The organism is Streptomyces sp. NBC_01334 (assembly GCF_035983595.1).
Classification (GTDB): Bacteria; Actinomycetota; Actinomycetes; order Streptomycetales; family Streptomycetaceae; genus Streptomyces; species Streptomyces coriariae.
This window is the reverse complement of sequence record NZ_CP130718.1, coordinates 7,017,496-7,034,650: the sequence shown is the minus strand read 5'-3', so window position 1 is coordinate 7,034,650 and position 17,155 is coordinate 7,017,496. Positions and strand designations below refer to the sequence as shown.

The following is a 17,155-nucleotide window of genomic DNA, read 5'->3' as shown; positions in this document are numbered from 1 at the left end:
CGTACATACGTCTCCGTCGGCTCGTCGCCTGCGCTCTTCTCCGTCGCGTCCGTCAGGGCGCCACTCGGCCGTTGGCGTTGAAGGCCGCGTACGTGAGGGGCATGAGCGCGGCCCACTCGGCCTCCATCTTCTCGCCCACCATCTCGATCTCCCGCTGCGGGAAGGACGGGACCTTCGCCAGCTCGTGCTGGGTGCGCAGGCCGAGGAAGTGCATCAGCGACCGGGCGTTGCAGGTGGCGTACATCGAGGAGAACAGGCCGACCGGCAGGACCGCACGGGCGACCTCGCGGGCGACGCCGGCGGCGAGCATCTCCTGGTAGGCCTCGTAGGACCGGCGGTAGGAGTCCTCCATGGTGCGGCCGACGAGCTCCTGCTGGGCCTGCGTGCCCTCGGCGAAGACGTACTTGCCGGGACGGCCCTGCTGAACGAGTTTGCGGGACTCGCCGGGGACGTAGAAGACGGGCTGGAGCTCCCGGTACCGGCCGGACTCCTCGTTGTACGACCAGCCCACGCGGTGGCGCATGAACTCGCGGAAGACGAAGATCGGGGCACTGATGAAGAACGTCATCGAGTTGTGCTCGAAGGGGCTGCCGTGCCGGTCCCGCATCAGGTAGTTGATCAGGCCCTTGGAGCGCTCCGGGTCCTTGCCCAGCTCGTCCAGGGACTGCTCGCCGGCGGTCGAGACGCGGGCGGCGAAGAGCACGTCGGCGTCGGACGCGGTGTGCTTGACCAGCTCGACGGTGACGTCGCTGCGGAAGCCGGGCTTGAGGTCGTCGGCGGGGCTGTCGGTCACTGTGCGGGGGTCCTTCCATCGCGTCTTCGGAGCGGCGCCAACTCTACGGGGGCGGACGAGCGGGTCGGCCACGGGCGTGCCGCCGGATTCGTGCGGGACGTCTGCCGATATGGGGCACGTTTTCGGGCACCCGCTCGTCTGTATCAGTGAAGCCCGATCGAAAGCCCCAGGAGGAAGTACCCATCATGTTCCGCCGGCGCGAGCCCGTACCCTTCGCCTTCCTCGCCGAGGCCGACCGGTTCCGTAGCAATGTCGCTCCCCCGCCCTCCGAACGGTCATCCGCCGGTCAGATAGCCGGACGATGGCTGTTGGGGCTCACCGTCGTGGCCGCGCTGGTGGGCTCCCTGGTCATCGGGATGCCGGCGCTGAGCCTGGACCACTCGACGGAGACACAGCAGTCGCAGGCGTCCCAGGGACGCTGACGCCATCCGGCCCCCCGATGGTGGTGAGCCGGGACACAGACGGATAACCTCACCGGGCACAGCCCACGCATGGACGAGTGAGGACCAGCCGTGCCCCTGCCCTTCCTGACGGCCGACCGCGCATTCGAGGCAGCGGACGACGTCGCGCTGCCCTTCGAGGACCGTGAGCGCTGGCGGCGCCCCTACCGGCCCGGACCCTGGCGGGTCGGGGTGGCCGCGTTGGCGCTGCTGCTCGCCTCGTACGTGCTGTTCGCGGCCGTCATCATCGCGTTGACCGGGTCGATGTCCGAGGCCGGCGCGGTCTTCGGCTGTTCCCTGCTCGTGATCGCCGCCGCCCTGCGGTTGCTGCGTATGGGTGTCTGGGTGAGCGACCGCGGGCTGCGGCACGTGCGTTTCCTCCTCACCCGCACGCTGCCCTGGGACCGGGTCGTGGCGGTGCGGACCGTGCAGCAGCCGGTGCGCTGGCTGGGGCTGCCGCGGACCGTCCAGGGACAGGCCCTGACCGTCGGACGGCGGGACCGCCCCGAGGAGGCCACACAGCTGCTGACCACGCACGGCGCGGACTTCCTGGCGCGTGCCGAGGCGTTCGACCGGGCGGCCGACGCGATCGAGGCGTGGGCCGCGGAGAACCGGCGCGGCTGATCCCCCGGACACCGATCCGACATCCGGCCGTACGTCGAAGGGGCCGGTCCGCCACAGGTGCGGGCCGGCCCCTTCGACGTACGGCTCAGACGGTCTGCACCGGCTTGCCGTCGTGCAGGCTGATCGCGCGTTGCATCGCCTTGCGGGCCCGCGGGGTGTCCCGGGCGTCGTGGTAGGCGACGGCGAGGCGGAACCAGGTGCGCCAGTCGTCGGGGGCCGCCTCGGTCTCGGCCTTGCGCCGGTCGAAGACCTCGTCGGCGGAGTCGCGGTCGACGCGGCCGCTCGCGGTGCGCTTCAGTTCGTCGACGGGCAGTCCGCCCTCGGCGTCGAGTTCGGCGGCGAGGGCGTTGGCCCGGCGGACGAACTGGGTGTTCTTCCACAGGAACCAGACGCCGATGACCGGCAGGATCAGCACCGCCACCCCGAAGGTGACGGTCAGGAGTGTGCCGGCCTGGATGAGCATGACGCCGCGGCTGCCGACCAGGGCGAAGTAGAAGACCAGGACGGCGGCCGTGACGGCGTAGGAGAGCTTGGCGCGCATGTCAGCCTCAGCCGAGGTCGAGGAAGTTTTCCAGGCCGAAGGTGAGGCCCGGAGTCGACACCACCCGACGGGCGCCCAGCAGGATGCCCGGCATGAAGCTGCTGTGGTGCAGCGAGTCGTGGCGGACCGTGAGGGTCTCGCCCTCGCCGCCCAGCAGCACCTCCTGGTGGGCCAGCAGCCCGCGCAGCCGGACGGCGTGCACCGGGATGCCGTCGACGTTCGCGCCGCGCGCCCCGTCCAGGCCCGTCTCCGTGGCGTCCGGCGCCGGGGCCGTGCCCGCCTCGCGACGGGCCTCGGCGATGAGCTGGGCGGTGCGCGTGGCGGTGCCGGACGGGGCGTCCACCTTGTTGGGGTGGTGCAGTTCGACGACCTCGACGGACTCGAAGTACGGCGCGGCGATCTGCGCGAACTTCATGGTCAGGACGGCTCCGATGGAGAAGTTGGGCGCGATGAGCACGCCCGTCTCCGGAGACTCGGCCAGCCGGCCCGTCAGGTGCGCGAGGCGCTCCTCGGTCCAGCCGGTCGTGCCGACCACGGCGTGGATGCCGTGCCCTACGCAGTAGTCGAGGTTGTCCATGACCGAGGCGGGCGTGGTCAGTTCGACCACGACCTGGGCGCCGTTCTCGGCCAGCGTCTCGAGCTTGTCGCCGCGGCCGAGGGCGGCCACCAGCTCCATGTCCTCGGCGGCCTCGACCGCCCGTACCGCCTCGGAACCGATCCGGCCCTTGGCGCCGAGGACCGCCACGCGCAGCTTGCTCATCTGTTGTGCTTCCTTACCGAAGTTGCCGAAGGCCTGTCGAAGAGGGTCAGGCGACCGCGTCGTGCAGCCGGGCGGCCTGTTTGTCCTTGAGCGGGCCGATGACCGACAGCGACGGGCGCCGTCCCAGGATGTCGCGGGCCACGGAGCGGACCTCGTCCGGGGTCACGGCCGCTATCCGGGTCAGCATGTCGTCGACCGACATCTGCTCGCCCCAGCACAGCTCGCTCTTGCCGATGCGGTTCATGAGCGCGCCGGTGTCCTCCAGGCCGAGGACCGTGGAGCCCCTCAGCTGGCCGATGGCGCGGACGATCTCCTCGTCGGACAGGCCGTGCTCGGCGACCTGGTCGAGTTCGTCCCGGCAGATCTTCAGCACGTCGTGCACCTGGCTCGGGCGGCAGCCCGCGTACACGCCGAAGAGGCCGCAGTCGGCGAAGCCCGAGGTGTACGAGTACACGCTGTAGGCCAGGCCGCGCTTCTCGCGGACCTCCTGGAAGAGGCGGGAGGACATACCGCCGCCGAGGGCCGTGTTCAGCACGCCGAGCGCCCAGCGCCGGTCGTCCGTGCGGGCCAGACCCGGCATGCCGAGGACGACATGCGCCTGTTCCGTCTTGCGGCCGATCAGCTCGACGCGGCCGGCCGAGCGGATCGCGCGCCGGCCGTCGCGCGGGGCGATGGGCGTGGCGTCCGGGTTCTTGAAGGCGCCCGCCTTCTCGAAGGCCGCGCGGACCTGGCGTACGACCTTGTTGTGGTCGATGTTGCCGGCGGCCGCGACCACGAGGTGGGTCGGGTCGTAGTGCTTCTTGTAGAAGCGGCGGATGCGGTCGGCGGTGAGGGCGTTGACCGTGTCGACGGTGCCGAGGACCGGGCGGCCGAGGGCGTTGTCGCCGAACATCGTCTGCGCGAACAGGTCGTGCACGCAGTCGCCGGGATCGTCCTCGGTCATCGCGATCTCCTCGAGGATCGCGCCGCGCTCGACGTTGACGTCCTCCTCGCGGATGAGGGAGCCCGTGAGCATGTCACAGACGACGTCGATGGCGAGCGGCAGGTCGGCGTCGAGCACGCGCGCGTAGTAGCACGTGTACTCCTTCGCCGTGAACGCGTTCATCTCGCCGCCGACGGCGTCTATCGCGGACGAGATGTCCAGCGCGGACCTGCGGTTCGTCCCCTTGAAGAGGAGGTGCTCCAGGTAGTGCGTGGCGCCGTTCAGGGACGGCGTCTCGTCGCGGGAGCCGACGTGCGCCCAGATGCCGAAGGTGGCGGAGCGGACCGAGGGGAGGGTCTCGGTGACGATGCGCAGGCCGCCCGGGAGGGTGGTCTTGCGGACGACACCGATGCCGGCCGTGCCCTTGATCAGGGTTTGGGTACGGGCGACGGCCCGCGCCTCCGAAGAGGTGCGGGCCGTCGCCTGCGAGCTACTCGACGTCACTTGTCGGTGTCGTCCTTCGTGTCCTCATCAGCTTCCTCGCCCTCGATCACGGGGATCAGGGAGAGCTTGCCGCGGGAGTCGATCTCGGCGATCTCGACCTGGACCTTGGAGCCCACACCGAGCACGTCCTCGACGTTCTCCACGCGCTTGCCGCCGGCGAGCTTGCGGATCTGCGAGATGTGCAGCAGACCGTCCTTGCCCGGGAGCAGCGACACGAACGCACCGAAGGTGGTGGTCTTGACGACCGTACCCAGGTAGCGCTCGCCGACCTCCGGCATGGTCGGGTTGGCGATGCCGTTGATCGTGGCGCGGGCGGCCTCGGCCTGCGAGCCGACCTGGGCACCGATGTAGATGGTGCCGTCGTCCTCGATCGTGATCTCGGCGCCGGTGTCCTCCTGGATCTGGTTGATCATCTTGCCCTTCGGGCCGATGACCTCACCGATCTTGTCCACGGGGATCTTGACGGTGATGATCCGCGGAGCGTTCGGGGACATCTCGTCCGGCGTGTCGATCGCTTCCATCATCACGTCGAGGATGTGGAGGCGGGCGTCGCGGGCCTGCTTGAGGGCCGCGGCCAGGACGGAGGCCGGGATGCCGTCCAGCTTGGTGTCGAGCTGGAGGGCGGTGACGAACTCCTTGGTGCCGGCGACCTTGAAGTCCATGTCGCCGAAGGCGTCCTCCGCACCGAGGATGTCGGTGAGGGCGACGTAGTGCGTCTCGCCGTTGATCTCCTGGGAGATCAGGCCCATGGCGATACCGGCGACGGGGGCCTTGAGGGGCACACCGGCGTTCAGCAGCGACATGGTGGAGGCGCAGACCGAGCCCATGGACGTCGAGCCGTTGGAGCCGAGGGCCTCGGACACCTGACGGATCGCGTAGGGGAACTCCTCGCGCGTCGGCAGGACCGGCACGATGGCGCGCTCGGCGAGGGCGCCGTGGCCGATCTCGCGGCGCTTCGGGGAGCCGACACGGCCGGTCTCGCCGACGGAGTACGGCGGGAAGTTGTAGTTGTGCATGTAGCGCTTGCGGGTCACCGGGGAGAGGGTGTCCAGCTGCTGTTCCATCCGGAGCATGTTCAGGGTGGTGACGCCCAGGATCTGGGTCTCGCCACGCTCGAACAGCGCCGAACCGTGCACGCGCGGGATGGCCTCGACCTCGGCGGCGAGCGTACGGATGTCCGTGACGCCGCGGCCGTCGATGCGCTTCTTCTCCTTGATCACGCGCTCGCGGACCAGCTGCTTGGTGAGCGAGCGGTACGCGGCGGAGATCTCCTTCTCGCGACCCTCGAACTCCGGCAGGAGCTTCTCGGCGGCGAGCGCCTTGACGCGGTCCAGCTCGGCCTCGCGGTCCTGCTTGCCCGCGATGGTCAGCGCGGAGGCGAGCTCCGGGCGGACGGCGGCGGACAGCGCCTCCAGGATGTCGTCCTGGTAGTCGAGGAAGACCGGGAACTCGCCGGTCGGCTTCGCGGCCTTGGCGGCGAGGTCGGCCTGGGCCTTGCAGAGCACCTTGATGAAGGGCTTCGCGGCGTCCAGACCGGAGGCGACGACCTCCTCGGTCGGCGCCTCGGCGCCGCCCGCGACGAGCTGGATGGTCTTCTCGGTGGCCTCGGCCTCGACCATCATGATCGCGACGTCGCCGTCCTCCAGGACGCGACCGGCGACGACCATGTCGAAGACGGCGTCCTCGAGCTCGGTGTGCGTCGGGAACGCGACCCACTGGCCGTTGATCAGCGCGACGCGGACGCCGCCGATCGGGCCGGAGAAGGGCAGACCGGCCAGCTGGGTGGACGCGGAGGCGGCGTTGATCGCCACGACGTCGTACAGGTGGTCGGGGTTGAGCGCCATGATCGTGGCGACGACCTGGATCTCGTTGCGCAGGCCCTTCCTGAAGGACGGGCGCAGCGGGCGGTCGATCAGCCGACAGGTGAGGATGGCGTCCTCGGAGGGACGGCCCTCACGGCGGAAGAAGCTGCCGGGGATCTTGCCGGCGGCGTACATCCGCTCCTCGACGTCCACCGTGAGGGGGAAGAAGTCGAGCTGGTCCTTGGGGTTCTTGGAGGCGGTGGTGGCCGACAGCACCATGGTGTCGTCGTCCAGGTACGCCACGGCGGAGCCGGCGGCCTGCTTGGCCAGGCGGCCCGTCTCGAAGCGGATGGTGCGGGTGCCGAAGGTGCCGTTGTCAATGACGGCCTCGGCGTAGTGGGTCTCGTTCTCCACTAGCATTTTCTCCGTTACTTGTCGTCTTTCGTCCCTCGCTGCCCGTGTGGCAGGGGGACGGTTGCGGAGAAACGCTCGGTGCGGGCCGGTCTTCGATCGAAGCACCCGGGGTTCTCTTGCCCGGGGGCCACTACCGAGGACCGGCGGCGGCTAGGCGCGCTTCTCCTCGTTCGGTGGGCGTGGTGACGTTTACCCGCAGCGAGTACACGTCATCACGCTGTGTCGTACGTATGGCGTTGTGCTACCACACTACAAAGCGTTGGTGACACTCCGCACGTTTCCGCACGGCGACAGGGCGTACGACGGCCCCGTCGTCGGGGTGTATCCATATGCGCCGTACGTACCGCTGTGTACCGGTACGTACGGCAAAGGGGAGCGGTCCCGATGGTCCGGGAACCGCTCCCCCTCACGGCGTTCTACTTGGCGCCCGCCGCACCGCGGCGGATGCCGAGGCGGTCGACCAGCGCACGGAAGCGCTGGATGTCCTTCTTGGCCAGGTACTGGAGAAGGCGGCGACGCTGACCGACCAGGATCAGCAGACCACGACGGGAGTGGTGGTCGTGCTTGTGCGTCTTGAGGTGCTCGGTCAGGTCCGAGATCCGGCGGGACAGCATGGCGACCTGGACCTCGGGGGAGCCGGTGTCGCCCTCCTTCTGGCCGAACTCCGTGATGAGCTGCTTCTTCGTAGCGGCATCGAGCGGCACGCGTACTCCTCGTAGTCTTTGAGTGGCCACCGAGTGCCCCCGGTCTTGGTCTCGGGGGAGCTTCCGTTACTCGGGTGGCGGGATCCGCTGGGCGCGGCCTCCGGAACCTTCAGGGACTCCCTGAGGGTGTTTCCGGGGGTGCGTACACAAACGGCCGAAAGCCAGGGTAGCAGGCCGGGGCAGCGGGCCCGTCCGGGATATCGCGGCCGGCGCTCGGCCCGTACCGCGCCGCGCCGCGCGGGGGCAGTGTACGGGCGACGACGCCGGACCGGAACGTAAAAGAAGAACCTCTGAGCTGGGGGAACGCCGGCAAGTAGGCTGGCGCTACAGCTCGTTGGAACAGCGGGAACCCAGGGGAAAGGGTCGGAGCCGACATGGCCGATGCCGAGGACAAAGACGTCAAAGCGCGCAAGGAGCGGGAGCGGGACGAGCTGTACGCGCTCGACATCTCCGGCGTCGAGTGGCAGTGCGCCCCGGGCACGGAGGAGCACGAGGAGCGCGTCGAGATCGCCCACCTGCCCGCGGGGGCCGTGGCGATGCGGTCGTCGCTCGACCCGGAGACGGTGCTGCGCTACACGGAGGCGGAGTGGCGGGCCTTCGTGCTGGGTGCCCGGGACGGCGAGTTCGATCTGGAGCCGGCGCCGCACAACGGGGGATCTGCCGCGCGGTAGCCGGGCCGGCGGCCGGTACGACTCCTGCCGGCCGACTCCTACGGGGCGCGGCCGGCAGGTGTCGGCCGCCGCTCGTCCGCACCGCGTGCGGCGCTGAGCCCGGGCCGGAGTCGGGGACCCGTGTGGCCGGGCGGGTGCGCCGCGGCTCGCGCCCGGCGTTCCGTCGCGGCCGCCCGCGGGTCAGCCCGTCATCGACCGGGCTGCCGCGTACACGTCGAAGACGGCCAGGGCCAACGGGACGAGCGTCAGCAGGACGAAGCCCTCGGCGAGCTCCATGAAGCGGCCCCAGAACGGCGTGAGGCCGCCCCGCGAGCCGATCAGGCCGATCGCGGTGACGATCGCGGACGCCGCCGCGATCGCCGCGACGAGCCAGACGGTACGGATGTCCAGATCGGTGCGGTCACCCGTCAGCGCGTCGCGGATCACCGAGTGCGGCGGGTTCAGCGCCAGACCGAGCCCGAGCAGGACGAGGGAGCCGAGGCCCGCGGCCAGCACGGGGGCGACCTGGGCGGTGTAGCGGAACAGGTGGGCGCGCATCAGCAGAGCGATGCCCGCGGCCAGGGCGAGGAGCCGGGCCCAGACGTCGTCGGAGAACCCGAGGACCGCGCAGGCGCCGACCGTGATCACCGCGCAGCCGCCCACCAGGCCGACCAGGAGTTCGTGTCCGCGGCGGGCCTGGGCGGCGATCCGCTCGGCGTCGACCGGCTCCCGCGGGGTGGGATCGGCGCCGTACGCGCTGCGCGGAGCGGTGGCCGGGGCGTCGAAGCCGATCGGCAGCCGGGCGAAGCGCATGGACAGGCCGGGCAGAAAGGCCAGGGCGCCCACGCCGACGGGGGCGCACAGGGCGGCGGTCTCGGCCGGGGTCCAGTGCGCCAGGATCGCCGCGAACACCGCCGCCAGGCCGACGCCGGAGGCGACCACGAAGGCGACGAACGGGCCGTCCCCACGAGGGGAGCACAGAGTGAGCAGCACCGCGGCGAGCAGCACCGCGGCGCAGGACAGCAGGAACGCCAGCCTGCCGATGCCCTGGCCGTCGGCGAGCGGGAGGAGCCCGGAGCCCGCCACTCCCACGTTGGGCAGCGCGCCGAGCCCGAGGGCGACGGCGGAGTCCCGGTCGTCGTAGACGCGGGCCCGGACGCAGGCGAGGGCGACCAGCAGGACACCGACGACCGCGGCGAGGATGCCGGGCAGGCTGTGCATGTCGTGACGCGGGTCGCCGCTCCAGGCGACGAAGGCGAGCAGAGCCGGCAGAACCCCTCCGCCGACGAGGCCCGCGGCGCGGGTCAGCTCGCCGCTCCACAGGGTGTGCTCACGCGTCACGGCCGAGGCGACCGCCTCCGACACGTCGTCGAAGACGGCGGGCGGCAGCGACTCGGAGAAGGGGCGCAGTGTGAGGAGCTCGCCGTCGAGGATGTGCTGGGCGGCGAACGAACGGGAACTGTCGAGGACGGTGCCGTCCCGGCGGACGAGGTGGTAGCCGACCGGAGCGCCCTCGGCGGGGCTCTGCCGGGAGAGCCTGAGGATCTCCGGGTGGATGTCGGCGACGGGGACGTCGTCGGGCAGCGCCACGTCGATCCGGCTGTCGGGGGCGACGATGGTGACCCGGCAGAAGCCGAGCCCCGTCCCCGCCGCGGGCGCGGCTCCGGTGCCGCGCCCTTCTCCGGTGGCTGCCGCGGAGGCCGCGATACTCACCTGCTGCTCCCCCTCAGTGATGGTTCCGCGTCGGCATGTGCGGTGTCCACGTGTTCGGCGTCGGTCGGCGGTGTGAAGGTTCCGCGCCGGTTGGTGCGCGGCGCGGCCCGCGGGTGTGCTCACGCGAACATCCGGCACCCTACCGCCCCTTGGTCGGACAGGCAGTCAGTAGGATCACGCGGCGGCCTGCGTCCGTCCGGCACGGGGCGGCGGACGAGGTCTTCCGGGGCCGCGCAAGGGGATTCGGGGCCTCGCAAGGGGATTGGTGAGCAGTGAGCCACATCGTCGTGAAGCGCCAGCCACGGGTGCTGCCGTCCGAGGTGCCCACCGGTGAGGTCGTTCTGCAGCCTCCACCGGAACTGCCGCGGGGCCATCAGGAGAGCGTGCTGATGCAACTGCTGCCGACGCTCGGCATGGGCGGCTCGGTGGTCTTCTTCTTCACGAGCGGGCAGCCGTTCATGCGCATCATGGGCATGGTCATGATCGCCTCGACGGTGGCCATGTCGATCGCGATGGTGGTGCGCTTCCGGCGTGGCTCGCAAGGGCAGTTGGCGGATCTGCGCCGCGACTACCTGAGCTACCTGGCGCAGACCCGGCGTACCGCGCTCGACACCGCGCGGAGGCAGCGTGACGCGCAGTACTACCTGCATCCCTCCCCCGAGCAGCTGTGGGCCCTGGTCGCCGAGGGCAGCCGGGTGTGGGAACGGCGGCCCGGGGACGAGGACTTCGCCCAGGTGCGCGTCGGCCTCGGCGCCCAGGCCCTCGCCACCCCGCTGATCGCTCCCGACACCGGCCCGGTGGAGCAGCTGGAGCCGCTGACCGCGGGCGCGCTCCAGCGCTTCCTCGCCGTCCACGACAGCCTCGACGACCTGCCGATGGCCGTCTCTCTGCGCGCCTTCTACCACGTCACGGTCAGCGGTGAGCCGCGGTCGGTGCGCTCCTGCGCCCGTGCCCTGGCCGGTTCGCTGGCCGCGCTGCACTCGTCCGAGGACCTGGTGCTCGTCGTCGCGGCGGGCCGGGAGGAACTGCCGCACTGGGAGTGGGCGAAGTGGCTGCCGCACGTCCAGGCGTCGGGGGCCGTGGACGGGGCGGGCAGCCGCAGACTGATCGGCGCCGACACCCGTGAGCTGGAGAACCTGCTCGGGGCTCGGCTGACGGGCCGCCCGCGGTTCCATCCGCACGCGACGCCGCTGCCCGACGAGCCGCACATCGTCGTCGTCCTCGACGGCGTCTCCCTCCCCCCGGACTCGGTCCTGGCCAATCCCGAGGGGCTCCAGGGCGTGACGGTCCTCGAGATCGTCCCCGGTGAGCCGACGGGGGACGGCGGCGAGCTCGACATCGTCGTACAGCCCGGCGTGCTGCGGCTGGAGTCGGGGCACGGCGCCGTCTACGAGGGGACGCCCGACGCGCTCTCCCCCGAGTCCGCCGAGGCGCTCGCCCGGCAGCTCGCCCCGCTGCGGATGGCGTCCGGCGGGGACGACGACGAGCCGCTGCTGGCCAACCTGGAGTTCACCGACCTGCTGAGCCTCGGGGACGCCGCGTCCGTGGACACCCGGCGCACCTGGCGGCCGCGTTCGCTGGCGGAGCGGTTGCGGGTGCCGATCGGGGTGGGCGAGGACGGCCGTCCGGTGATGCTGGATCTCAAGGAGGCGGCGCAGGAGGGCATGGGCCCGCACGGTCTGTGCGTGGGCGCGACGGGGTCCGGCAAGTCCGAGCTGCTGCGCACGCTGGTGCTGGGCCTGGCCGTCACCCACTCCTCCGAGACGCTGAACTTCGTCCTCGCCGACTTCAAGGGCGGCGCGACCTTCGCCGGCATGGCGCAGATGCCGCACGTGGCAGCCGTGATCACCAACCTGGCGGACGACCTGACGCTGGTGGACCGGATGGGCGACTCGATCCGGGGTGAGCTCAACCGCCGTCAGGAGCTGCTGCGGGACGCGGGCAACTACGCCAACATCCACGACTACGAGAAGGCGCGGGCCGCGGGAGCCGCCCTGCAGCCGATCCCCTCCCTGGTCCTGGTGATCGACGAGTTCAGCGAGCTGCTGACGGCGAAGCCGGACTTCATCGAGATGTTCGTGCAGATCGGCCGGATCGGCCGCTCGCTCGGCGTGCACCTGCTGCTGGCCTCGCAGCGCCTGGAGGAGGGCCGACTGCGCGGCCTGGAGACCTATCTGTCCTACCGCGTCGGTCTGCGTACCTTCTCGGCGGCGGAGTCGCGGGCGGCGCTCGGTGTGCCCGACGCGTACTCGCTGCCGAACGTGCCGGGTTCCGGCTTCCTGAAGTTCGGCACCGACGAGATGGTGCGGTTCAAGGCGGCGTACGTGTCCGGCGTCTACCGCTCGGGCGCCCAGCGGACGGCGCAGGGGGGCGGCCCGCTGCCGGTGGACCGGCGGCCGGTGCTGTTCACCTCGGCGGAGGTGCCGGTGCGGTACGCGCAGGTGCCGCAGGCCCGCCCCTCCGGCGATGCGGAGGTCGACGACGCGCTGGCGGACACCGTGCTCGACGTGATCGTGCGCCGGCTGGAGGCGCAGGGCCCGGCGGCGCACCAGGTGTGGCTGCCGCCGCTGGACAGCCCGCCGTCGCTGGACGCGCTGCTGCCGGGGCTCACGGCGGTGCCGGGCCGCGGCCTCACGCAGCCGGGGTACGAGGGCGCGGGCCGGCTGGTCGTGCCGGTGGGTCTGGTGGACAAGCCGTTCGAGCAGCGCCGTGACTCCCTGTGGGTGGACTTCTCCGGCGCCGCGGGCCACATGCAGATCGTCGGCGGCCCGCAGTCCGGCAAGTCGACCCTGCTGCGCTCGCTGATCTGCGCCTTCGCCCTCACCCACACGCCGCACGAGGTCCAGTTCTACGGCCTCGACTTCGGCGGCGGCGCGATGGCGTCGGTGGCCGGCCTGCCGCACGTGGGCGGGGTCGCCTCCCGGCTCGACCCGGAGCGGGTACGGCGCACGGTGGCCGAGGTGTACGGCGTGCTGACCCGCCGTGAGGAGTACTTCCGCTCGGCCGGCATCCCGTCGATCGCGGAGTTCCGGGCCAGGCGGGCCCGCGGGGACATCTCGGTCACGGACCAGCCCTGGGGGGATGTGTTCCTGATCGTCGACGGATGGGGCAACTTCCGGTCCGAGTACGAGGCGATGGACCAGGTGATCCTCGACATCGCGGCGCGCGGCCTCGGTTACGGCGTCCACCTGGTGCTGACCGCCTCGCGTTCGATGGAGGTCAGGGCCGCTCTCAAGGACCAGCTGATGAACCGGCTGGAGCTGCGGCTCGGCGACACGATGGACTCCGAGATCGACCGCAAGGTCGCCGCGAACGTCCCGGCGGGCGTGCCGGGCCGTGGCCAGTCGCCGCAGAAGCTGCACTTCATGGGGGCGGTGCCGCGCATCGACGGCCTCGCCTCCGACACGGACCTCGCCGACGCCACCCAGGCGCTGACCGCGGAGGTCTCCCGGCAGTGGCAGGCGGCGCCCGCGCCGGAAGTCCGGCTGCTGCCACGGGAGTTCCCGGCCGACTCGCTGCCGCCGGGCGACAGCTTCCCGCGCCGCGGGGTCGCCTTCGCGCTCGACGAGGACCGGCTCGAGCCGGTCTACGTCGACTTCGAGCAGGATCCGTTCCTCCTCGTCTTCGGCGAGAGCGAGTCCGGCAAGTCGAACCTGCTGCGGCTGCTCATCAAGCAGCTGACGGAGCGCTACTCGGGCGACGAGTGCAAGCTGTTCGTGGTCGACAACCGGCGTTCCCTGCTGGACGTGACCCCGGATTCCCACCTGGCCGAGTACATCCCGATGTCCAACGCCATGGACCACCACATGGCCGCGCTGGCCGACCTGATGAAGCGCCGGGCGCCGACGGCCGAGGTGACGGCGCGACAGCTCAGGGACCGCAGCTGGTGGCGTGGACCGACGGTGTTCGTCGTCATCGACGACTACGACCTCGTGGCGACGTCGAGCGGCAATCCGCTGGCCGGACTGACGGAACTCCTGCCGTTCGCCCGGGACGTCGGGGTGCGGTTCATCATCGCCCGGTCGACGGCGGGCGCGGGACGGGCGTCGTACGAGGCCTTCATGCAGCGGATCAAGGAGCTGGGCGCCCAGGGTGTGGTGTTGGCGGGCGACCCCGGAGAGGGGGACCTCCTCGGCGGGGTACGGCCTCGGCCGATGCCCGCGGGGCGCGGGGTCTTCGTCTCACGGCGGCGGGGGAAGCCGCTGGTGCAGGTGGGGTTGGCGCCGGAGGGGGTGTGACGGGCGGACGTATTCGCCGACCGTCCGAGGGCCGTCCGCAGGACTTGTCCGGCGCTGCAATCGGCGGCTCCGCTTCGCCGCCGTCAAGCCGTACGGCGGTGAATTGGGGAAAGTAGGGTGAGATCTGTGAACTCACTTGAACGGGGTTCATGGGTCTGGCCTGTTGGTGACTGAGGGAACCGGCCCGCCCGAGGTGCGGGCTTCACGGGGACACGGGGAAGGGGTTCACGCATGGCGTGGGAAGAGTGGGAGCAACTGAAGGCGGACGCGGCCTCGGGCACCGCGCCCCACATGCGGCTGAACCAGCTGGATCCCGGGAGCGGTCCGGTACGCCCCGCGCCGGATCCCGGTCAGTACGGCGAGCTGCGGGCCAATCAGGGTGATCTTGCGAGGATCGGCACCCACGCGTTCAAGCTGTACAACGACCTCTGGGACAAGGGCCGCAGGGCGGTGCCCACCAGTGAAAGCGCCGCCGGCACCCTCAGCAAGGGCGGTTTCGCCCTCGGCAGCGCACTCCAGCATGTCGCGCTGCGCTGGGACGAGCAGTTGGGTTCCCTGAGGGACGCGTGCGCGCACATCTCGAACCACATGACCGTCACCAAGAAGCTGCATGCCGGCGACGACCACTACATCCGCCGTCAGATGAGCAGCATCGACGTGCTGGACGCGGGCTTCGACGAACGCGTCGGTGAACCCGGCAAGCACAACCCGGTGTACGGCGAGAAGGACGACAAAAAGGGCAAGAGCTGATGGATCTCGACGCCCTTCGCAACGCCGACCTCAGCCTGTTGGACGACGCGGTCGAAGACTGGTCGACGATGGTCGGCGATCTGGAGACCTTGATGGACGCGGCCGAGAAGGGTCTGCGCGGCGCCGCGAACCAGGCGAGCTGGGCGGGGTACAACGCCACCGTCTCCAAGGAGTTCATCGGCAAGACGGCCGGCGAGTTCGCGGACGCGCACAGCCAGGCCTCGTCCATCCACAAGATCCTCCAGGACACGCGGGACGAGCTGAAGAAGTACAAGGGACAGCTCGACGACGCCATCGAGCGTGGTCGTCAGCAGAACCTGACGGTCATCGGCTACGAGGGCGGCTTCACGGTCACCACGAACGTGCCGCCGGAGGGCCGCGGCCGACAGGACCAGGACAACAAGGGCGCCATCACCGCGCTGCGCGACGAGATCCAGACGATCCTGGAACAGGCCACCACCAGCGACACCTCGGCCAACAGCGTCCTCATGGCGATCGCCGACCAGAGCACACTGGGCTTCTCGGACGTCGACTACGCCGACCGGGACTCCGCGGCCAAGGCGCTGAAGGAGGCCGAGGAACTGGCGGACCTCGCGAAGCAGAAGCCCGAGGACCTGTCGGTCGAGGAGTTCGACCGGCTCAACAAGGGTCTGGAGGAGTACGCCGACGACGCACTGTTCGCGGAACGCTTCGCCACGCGACTGGGGCCGCAGGGAACCCTCGACTTCTGGACGGGCATCAACGACCCGCACAGCGCGTGGAAGATCGGACAGCAGCGGGTCGACCAGTACGACGACCTCCAGAAGAACCTCGGTCTCACGCTCGCCACCGCGTCGCAGAGCGACAACGCCGACATGACGCAGTGGAAGTCCACGATGATCGACCTGGTCGACAAGCCGGTCGGCCGGAGCGGCGGCTTCCCCCTCGGCGGACAGGTCATGACCAACCTCATGCGGTGGGGTGACTTCGACGACCGGTTCCTCGTCGACTACGGCGACAAGCTGATCGAGACGGAGAAGAAGTTCACGGGCAACGGCCGTCACGGCGCCTGGCAGCGCATGGGCATGGACCCGCTCCTCAACCACACCGGCACCGACTCCGGCTGGGACCCGATGACCGGCTACCTCAAGGCTCTCTCCAACAGCCCTGACGCGGCCACGGAGTTCTTCAACGACACGTTCGTGACCAAGGACGAGGATCACGACTTCAAGGACGACAAGGGCAAGCGGGAGTCGCTGACCAACTTCGACTACCTCTTCGAGGAACGCGACTGGCCGCAGGACCAGGACGACAAGGGCGAGGACAGCGTGGCCGGCCGGAACAACCTGGCTCTTGCGCTGGAGGCGGCTACCACGGGCCACCCGGCGGGAGAGATGCCGACGGCGGACACGCCTGCACACAATGCGGAGCAGGCGAAGCTGATGCAGAGCCTGGTGTCGTCCGTCTCGGAGGAGCCGTCACGCATCACCGACAACGGCTATATGGGCGACAGCATCGGTCAGATCGCCTCGGAATACCTTCCGGACATCAACCGGGCCATGACCGACGACTCCGACGGTGACACGGACCGGCTCTTCCCGATCGCCGGCGCCGAGGCAACGTTCGAGCACCGTGACGTGACCCGGTTCCTGTTCACCGTCGGACAGAACCCCGAGGGATACGCCGCCGTGGAGGTGGGCCAGAAGGCCTACATGGGCAATCTGATGGAGTACCACCTCGACCCCCACCTCCCGGCGAGCGAGCGCTATTCCAACGATCCCCAGTTCGTCGTCGAACAGATCGCCGGCGGATCGGGCGAAGTGTCGGGAACGCTCGCTCAAGGCCGCGCCGAAGTCGTCGCCCAGGAGGGCGAAGCAAAGGACAAGGCCTACGAGCACTCCGTGGCCCAGTGGAAGAACGTGATCTCCGGGACGGTCGGCACCGTGACGGGTGTGGGAACAACGTTCATCGTCAGCCCGGTCGGGGGTGCGGCAGCCGGCGGTATCGCAGGCACAGCGACCAGCGTGATTCTGGAAGAGCTCTTCAAGGACGCGGAAGGAAAGGCCAAGGGCAATGCCGGCCCCCTGATGGGCGAGTACTGGGAAAGCGGCCTCGACAGCAACAACGGCTACACCGAGAAGGCAGCGGAGACCGCGGCGAAGAACCGCAGCAGGGCCGATCTCCCGGACGTCGGAGAATGGGCCCGCGTCGGTGCAGAGCGCGGATTCAAGGACTCGGGGACGAACGTCACTGCCATGGCTCCCGACCTCAAGACGGACGTCTGATGCGGGACCCCGGCCGCCCCAGCCTCACGCCCGCGC

13 protein-coding genes are annotated in these 17,155 nt (G+C 70.3%); 6 read left to right on the top strand and 7 right to left on the bottom strand.

Annotated features, from left to right (window positions below; translation table 11 throughout):
- Positions 1–52: 52 nt before the first annotated feature.
- Entirely contained in the window at positions 53–793 is a 741-nt protein-coding gene (gene thyX, locus OG736_RS31720) for an FAD-dependent thymidylate synthase (protein ID WP_267018138.1), read from the bottom strand.
- A 185-nt stretch (positions 794–978) separates the two neighbouring features.
- Between thyX and OG736_RS31715 the strand changes: the two genes are divergently transcribed.
- Complete coding sequence (locus OG736_RS31715) at positions 979–1,215, top strand: hypothetical protein (protein ID WP_327185402.1); 237 nt, start codon at positions 979–981, stop codon at positions 1,213–1,215.
- A gap of 90 nt (positions 1,216–1,305) precedes the next feature.
- Entirely contained in the window at positions 1,306–1,857 is a 552-nt protein-coding gene (locus OG736_RS31710) for an SCO5741 family PH domain-containing membrane protein (RefSeq protein WP_327185401.1), read from the top strand.
- Between the two features lie 85 nt (positions 1,858–1,942).
- Here the strand turns inward: OG736_RS31710 and OG736_RS31705 are convergent, their stop codons facing one another.
- From OG736_RS31705 to rpsO, 5 genes are all read right to left on the bottom strand, one after another.
- Entirely contained in the window at positions 1,943–2,398 is a 456-nt protein-coding gene (locus OG736_RS31705) for a tetratricopeptide repeat protein (protein ID WP_020128571.1), read from the bottom strand.
- A 7-nt stretch (positions 2,399–2,405) separates the two neighbouring features.
- Positions 2,406–3,158 carry a 4-hydroxy-tetrahydrodipicolinate reductase gene (gene dapB / locus OG736_RS31700; RefSeq protein ID WP_327185400.1) on the bottom strand — a complete coding sequence of 251 codons (753 nt, stop codon included), beginning with the start codon at positions 3,156–3,158 and terminating at the stop codon, positions 2,406–2,408.
- Between the two features lie 46 nt (positions 3,159–3,204).
- Complete coding sequence (locus OG736_RS31695) at positions 3,205–4,584, bottom strand: M16 family metallopeptidase (protein ID WP_314219139.1); 1,380 nt, start codon at positions 4,582–4,584, stop codon at positions 3,205–3,207.
- Positions 4,581–6,800 (bottom strand): polyribonucleotide nucleotidyltransferase, encoded by a 2,220-nt coding sequence (locus tag OG736_RS31690; RefSeq protein WP_057601401.1) that lies wholly within the window; start codon positions 6,798–6,800, stop codon positions 4,581–4,583. The genes OG736_RS31695 and OG736_RS31690 overlap by 4 nt, the downstream gene beginning before the upstream one ends.
- 416 nt (positions 6,801–7,216) lie before the next feature.
- Positions 7,217–7,504, bottom strand: coding sequence for a 30S ribosomal protein S15 (rpsO, locus tag OG736_RS31685; RefSeq protein WP_020128575.1), 288 nt, complete (start codon positions 7,502–7,504; stop codon positions 7,217–7,219).
- A 374-nt stretch (positions 7,505–7,878) separates the two neighbouring features.
- On the opposite strand from rpsO, the gene OG736_RS31680 reads away from it, so the two are divergent.
- Positions 7,879–8,175: a DUF397 domain-containing protein gene (locus OG736_RS31680; RefSeq protein WP_171399855.1), complete on the top strand. Its 297-nt coding sequence runs from the start codon at positions 7,879–7,881 to the stop codon at positions 8,173–8,175.
- 180 nt (positions 8,176–8,355) lie between these two features.
- Here the strand turns inward: OG736_RS31680 and eccD are convergent, their stop codons facing one another.
- Positions 8,356–9,867, bottom strand: a complete 1,512-nt coding sequence (gene eccD, locus OG736_RS31675) for a type VII secretion integral membrane protein EccD (protein ID WP_327185399.1) — start codon at positions 9,865–9,867, stop codon at positions 8,356–8,358.
- A gap of 272 nt (positions 9,868–10,139) precedes the next feature.
- Between eccD and eccCa the strand changes: the two genes are divergently transcribed.
- The 3 genes from eccCa (at position 10,140) to OG736_RS31660 (ending at position 17,119) form a co-directional block, all read left to right on the top strand.
- Positions 10,140–14,105, top strand: a complete 3,966-nt coding sequence (gene eccCa / locus OG736_RS31670; RefSeq protein ID WP_327185398.1) for a type VII secretion protein EccCa — start codon at positions 10,140–10,142, stop codon at positions 14,103–14,105.
- A 231-nt stretch (positions 14,106–14,336) separates the two neighbouring features.
- Positions 14,337–14,855, top strand: coding sequence for a hypothetical protein (locus OG736_RS31665; protein WP_327185397.1), 519 nt, complete (start codon positions 14,337–14,339; stop codon positions 14,853–14,855).
- Positions 14,855–17,119, top strand: a complete 2,265-nt coding sequence (locus OG736_RS31660) for a DUF6571 family protein (protein WP_327185396.1) — start codon at positions 14,855–14,857, stop codon at positions 17,117–17,119. The genes OG736_RS31665 and OG736_RS31660 overlap by 1 nt, the downstream gene beginning before the upstream one ends.
- Positions 17,120–17,155: the final 36 nt, after the last annotated feature.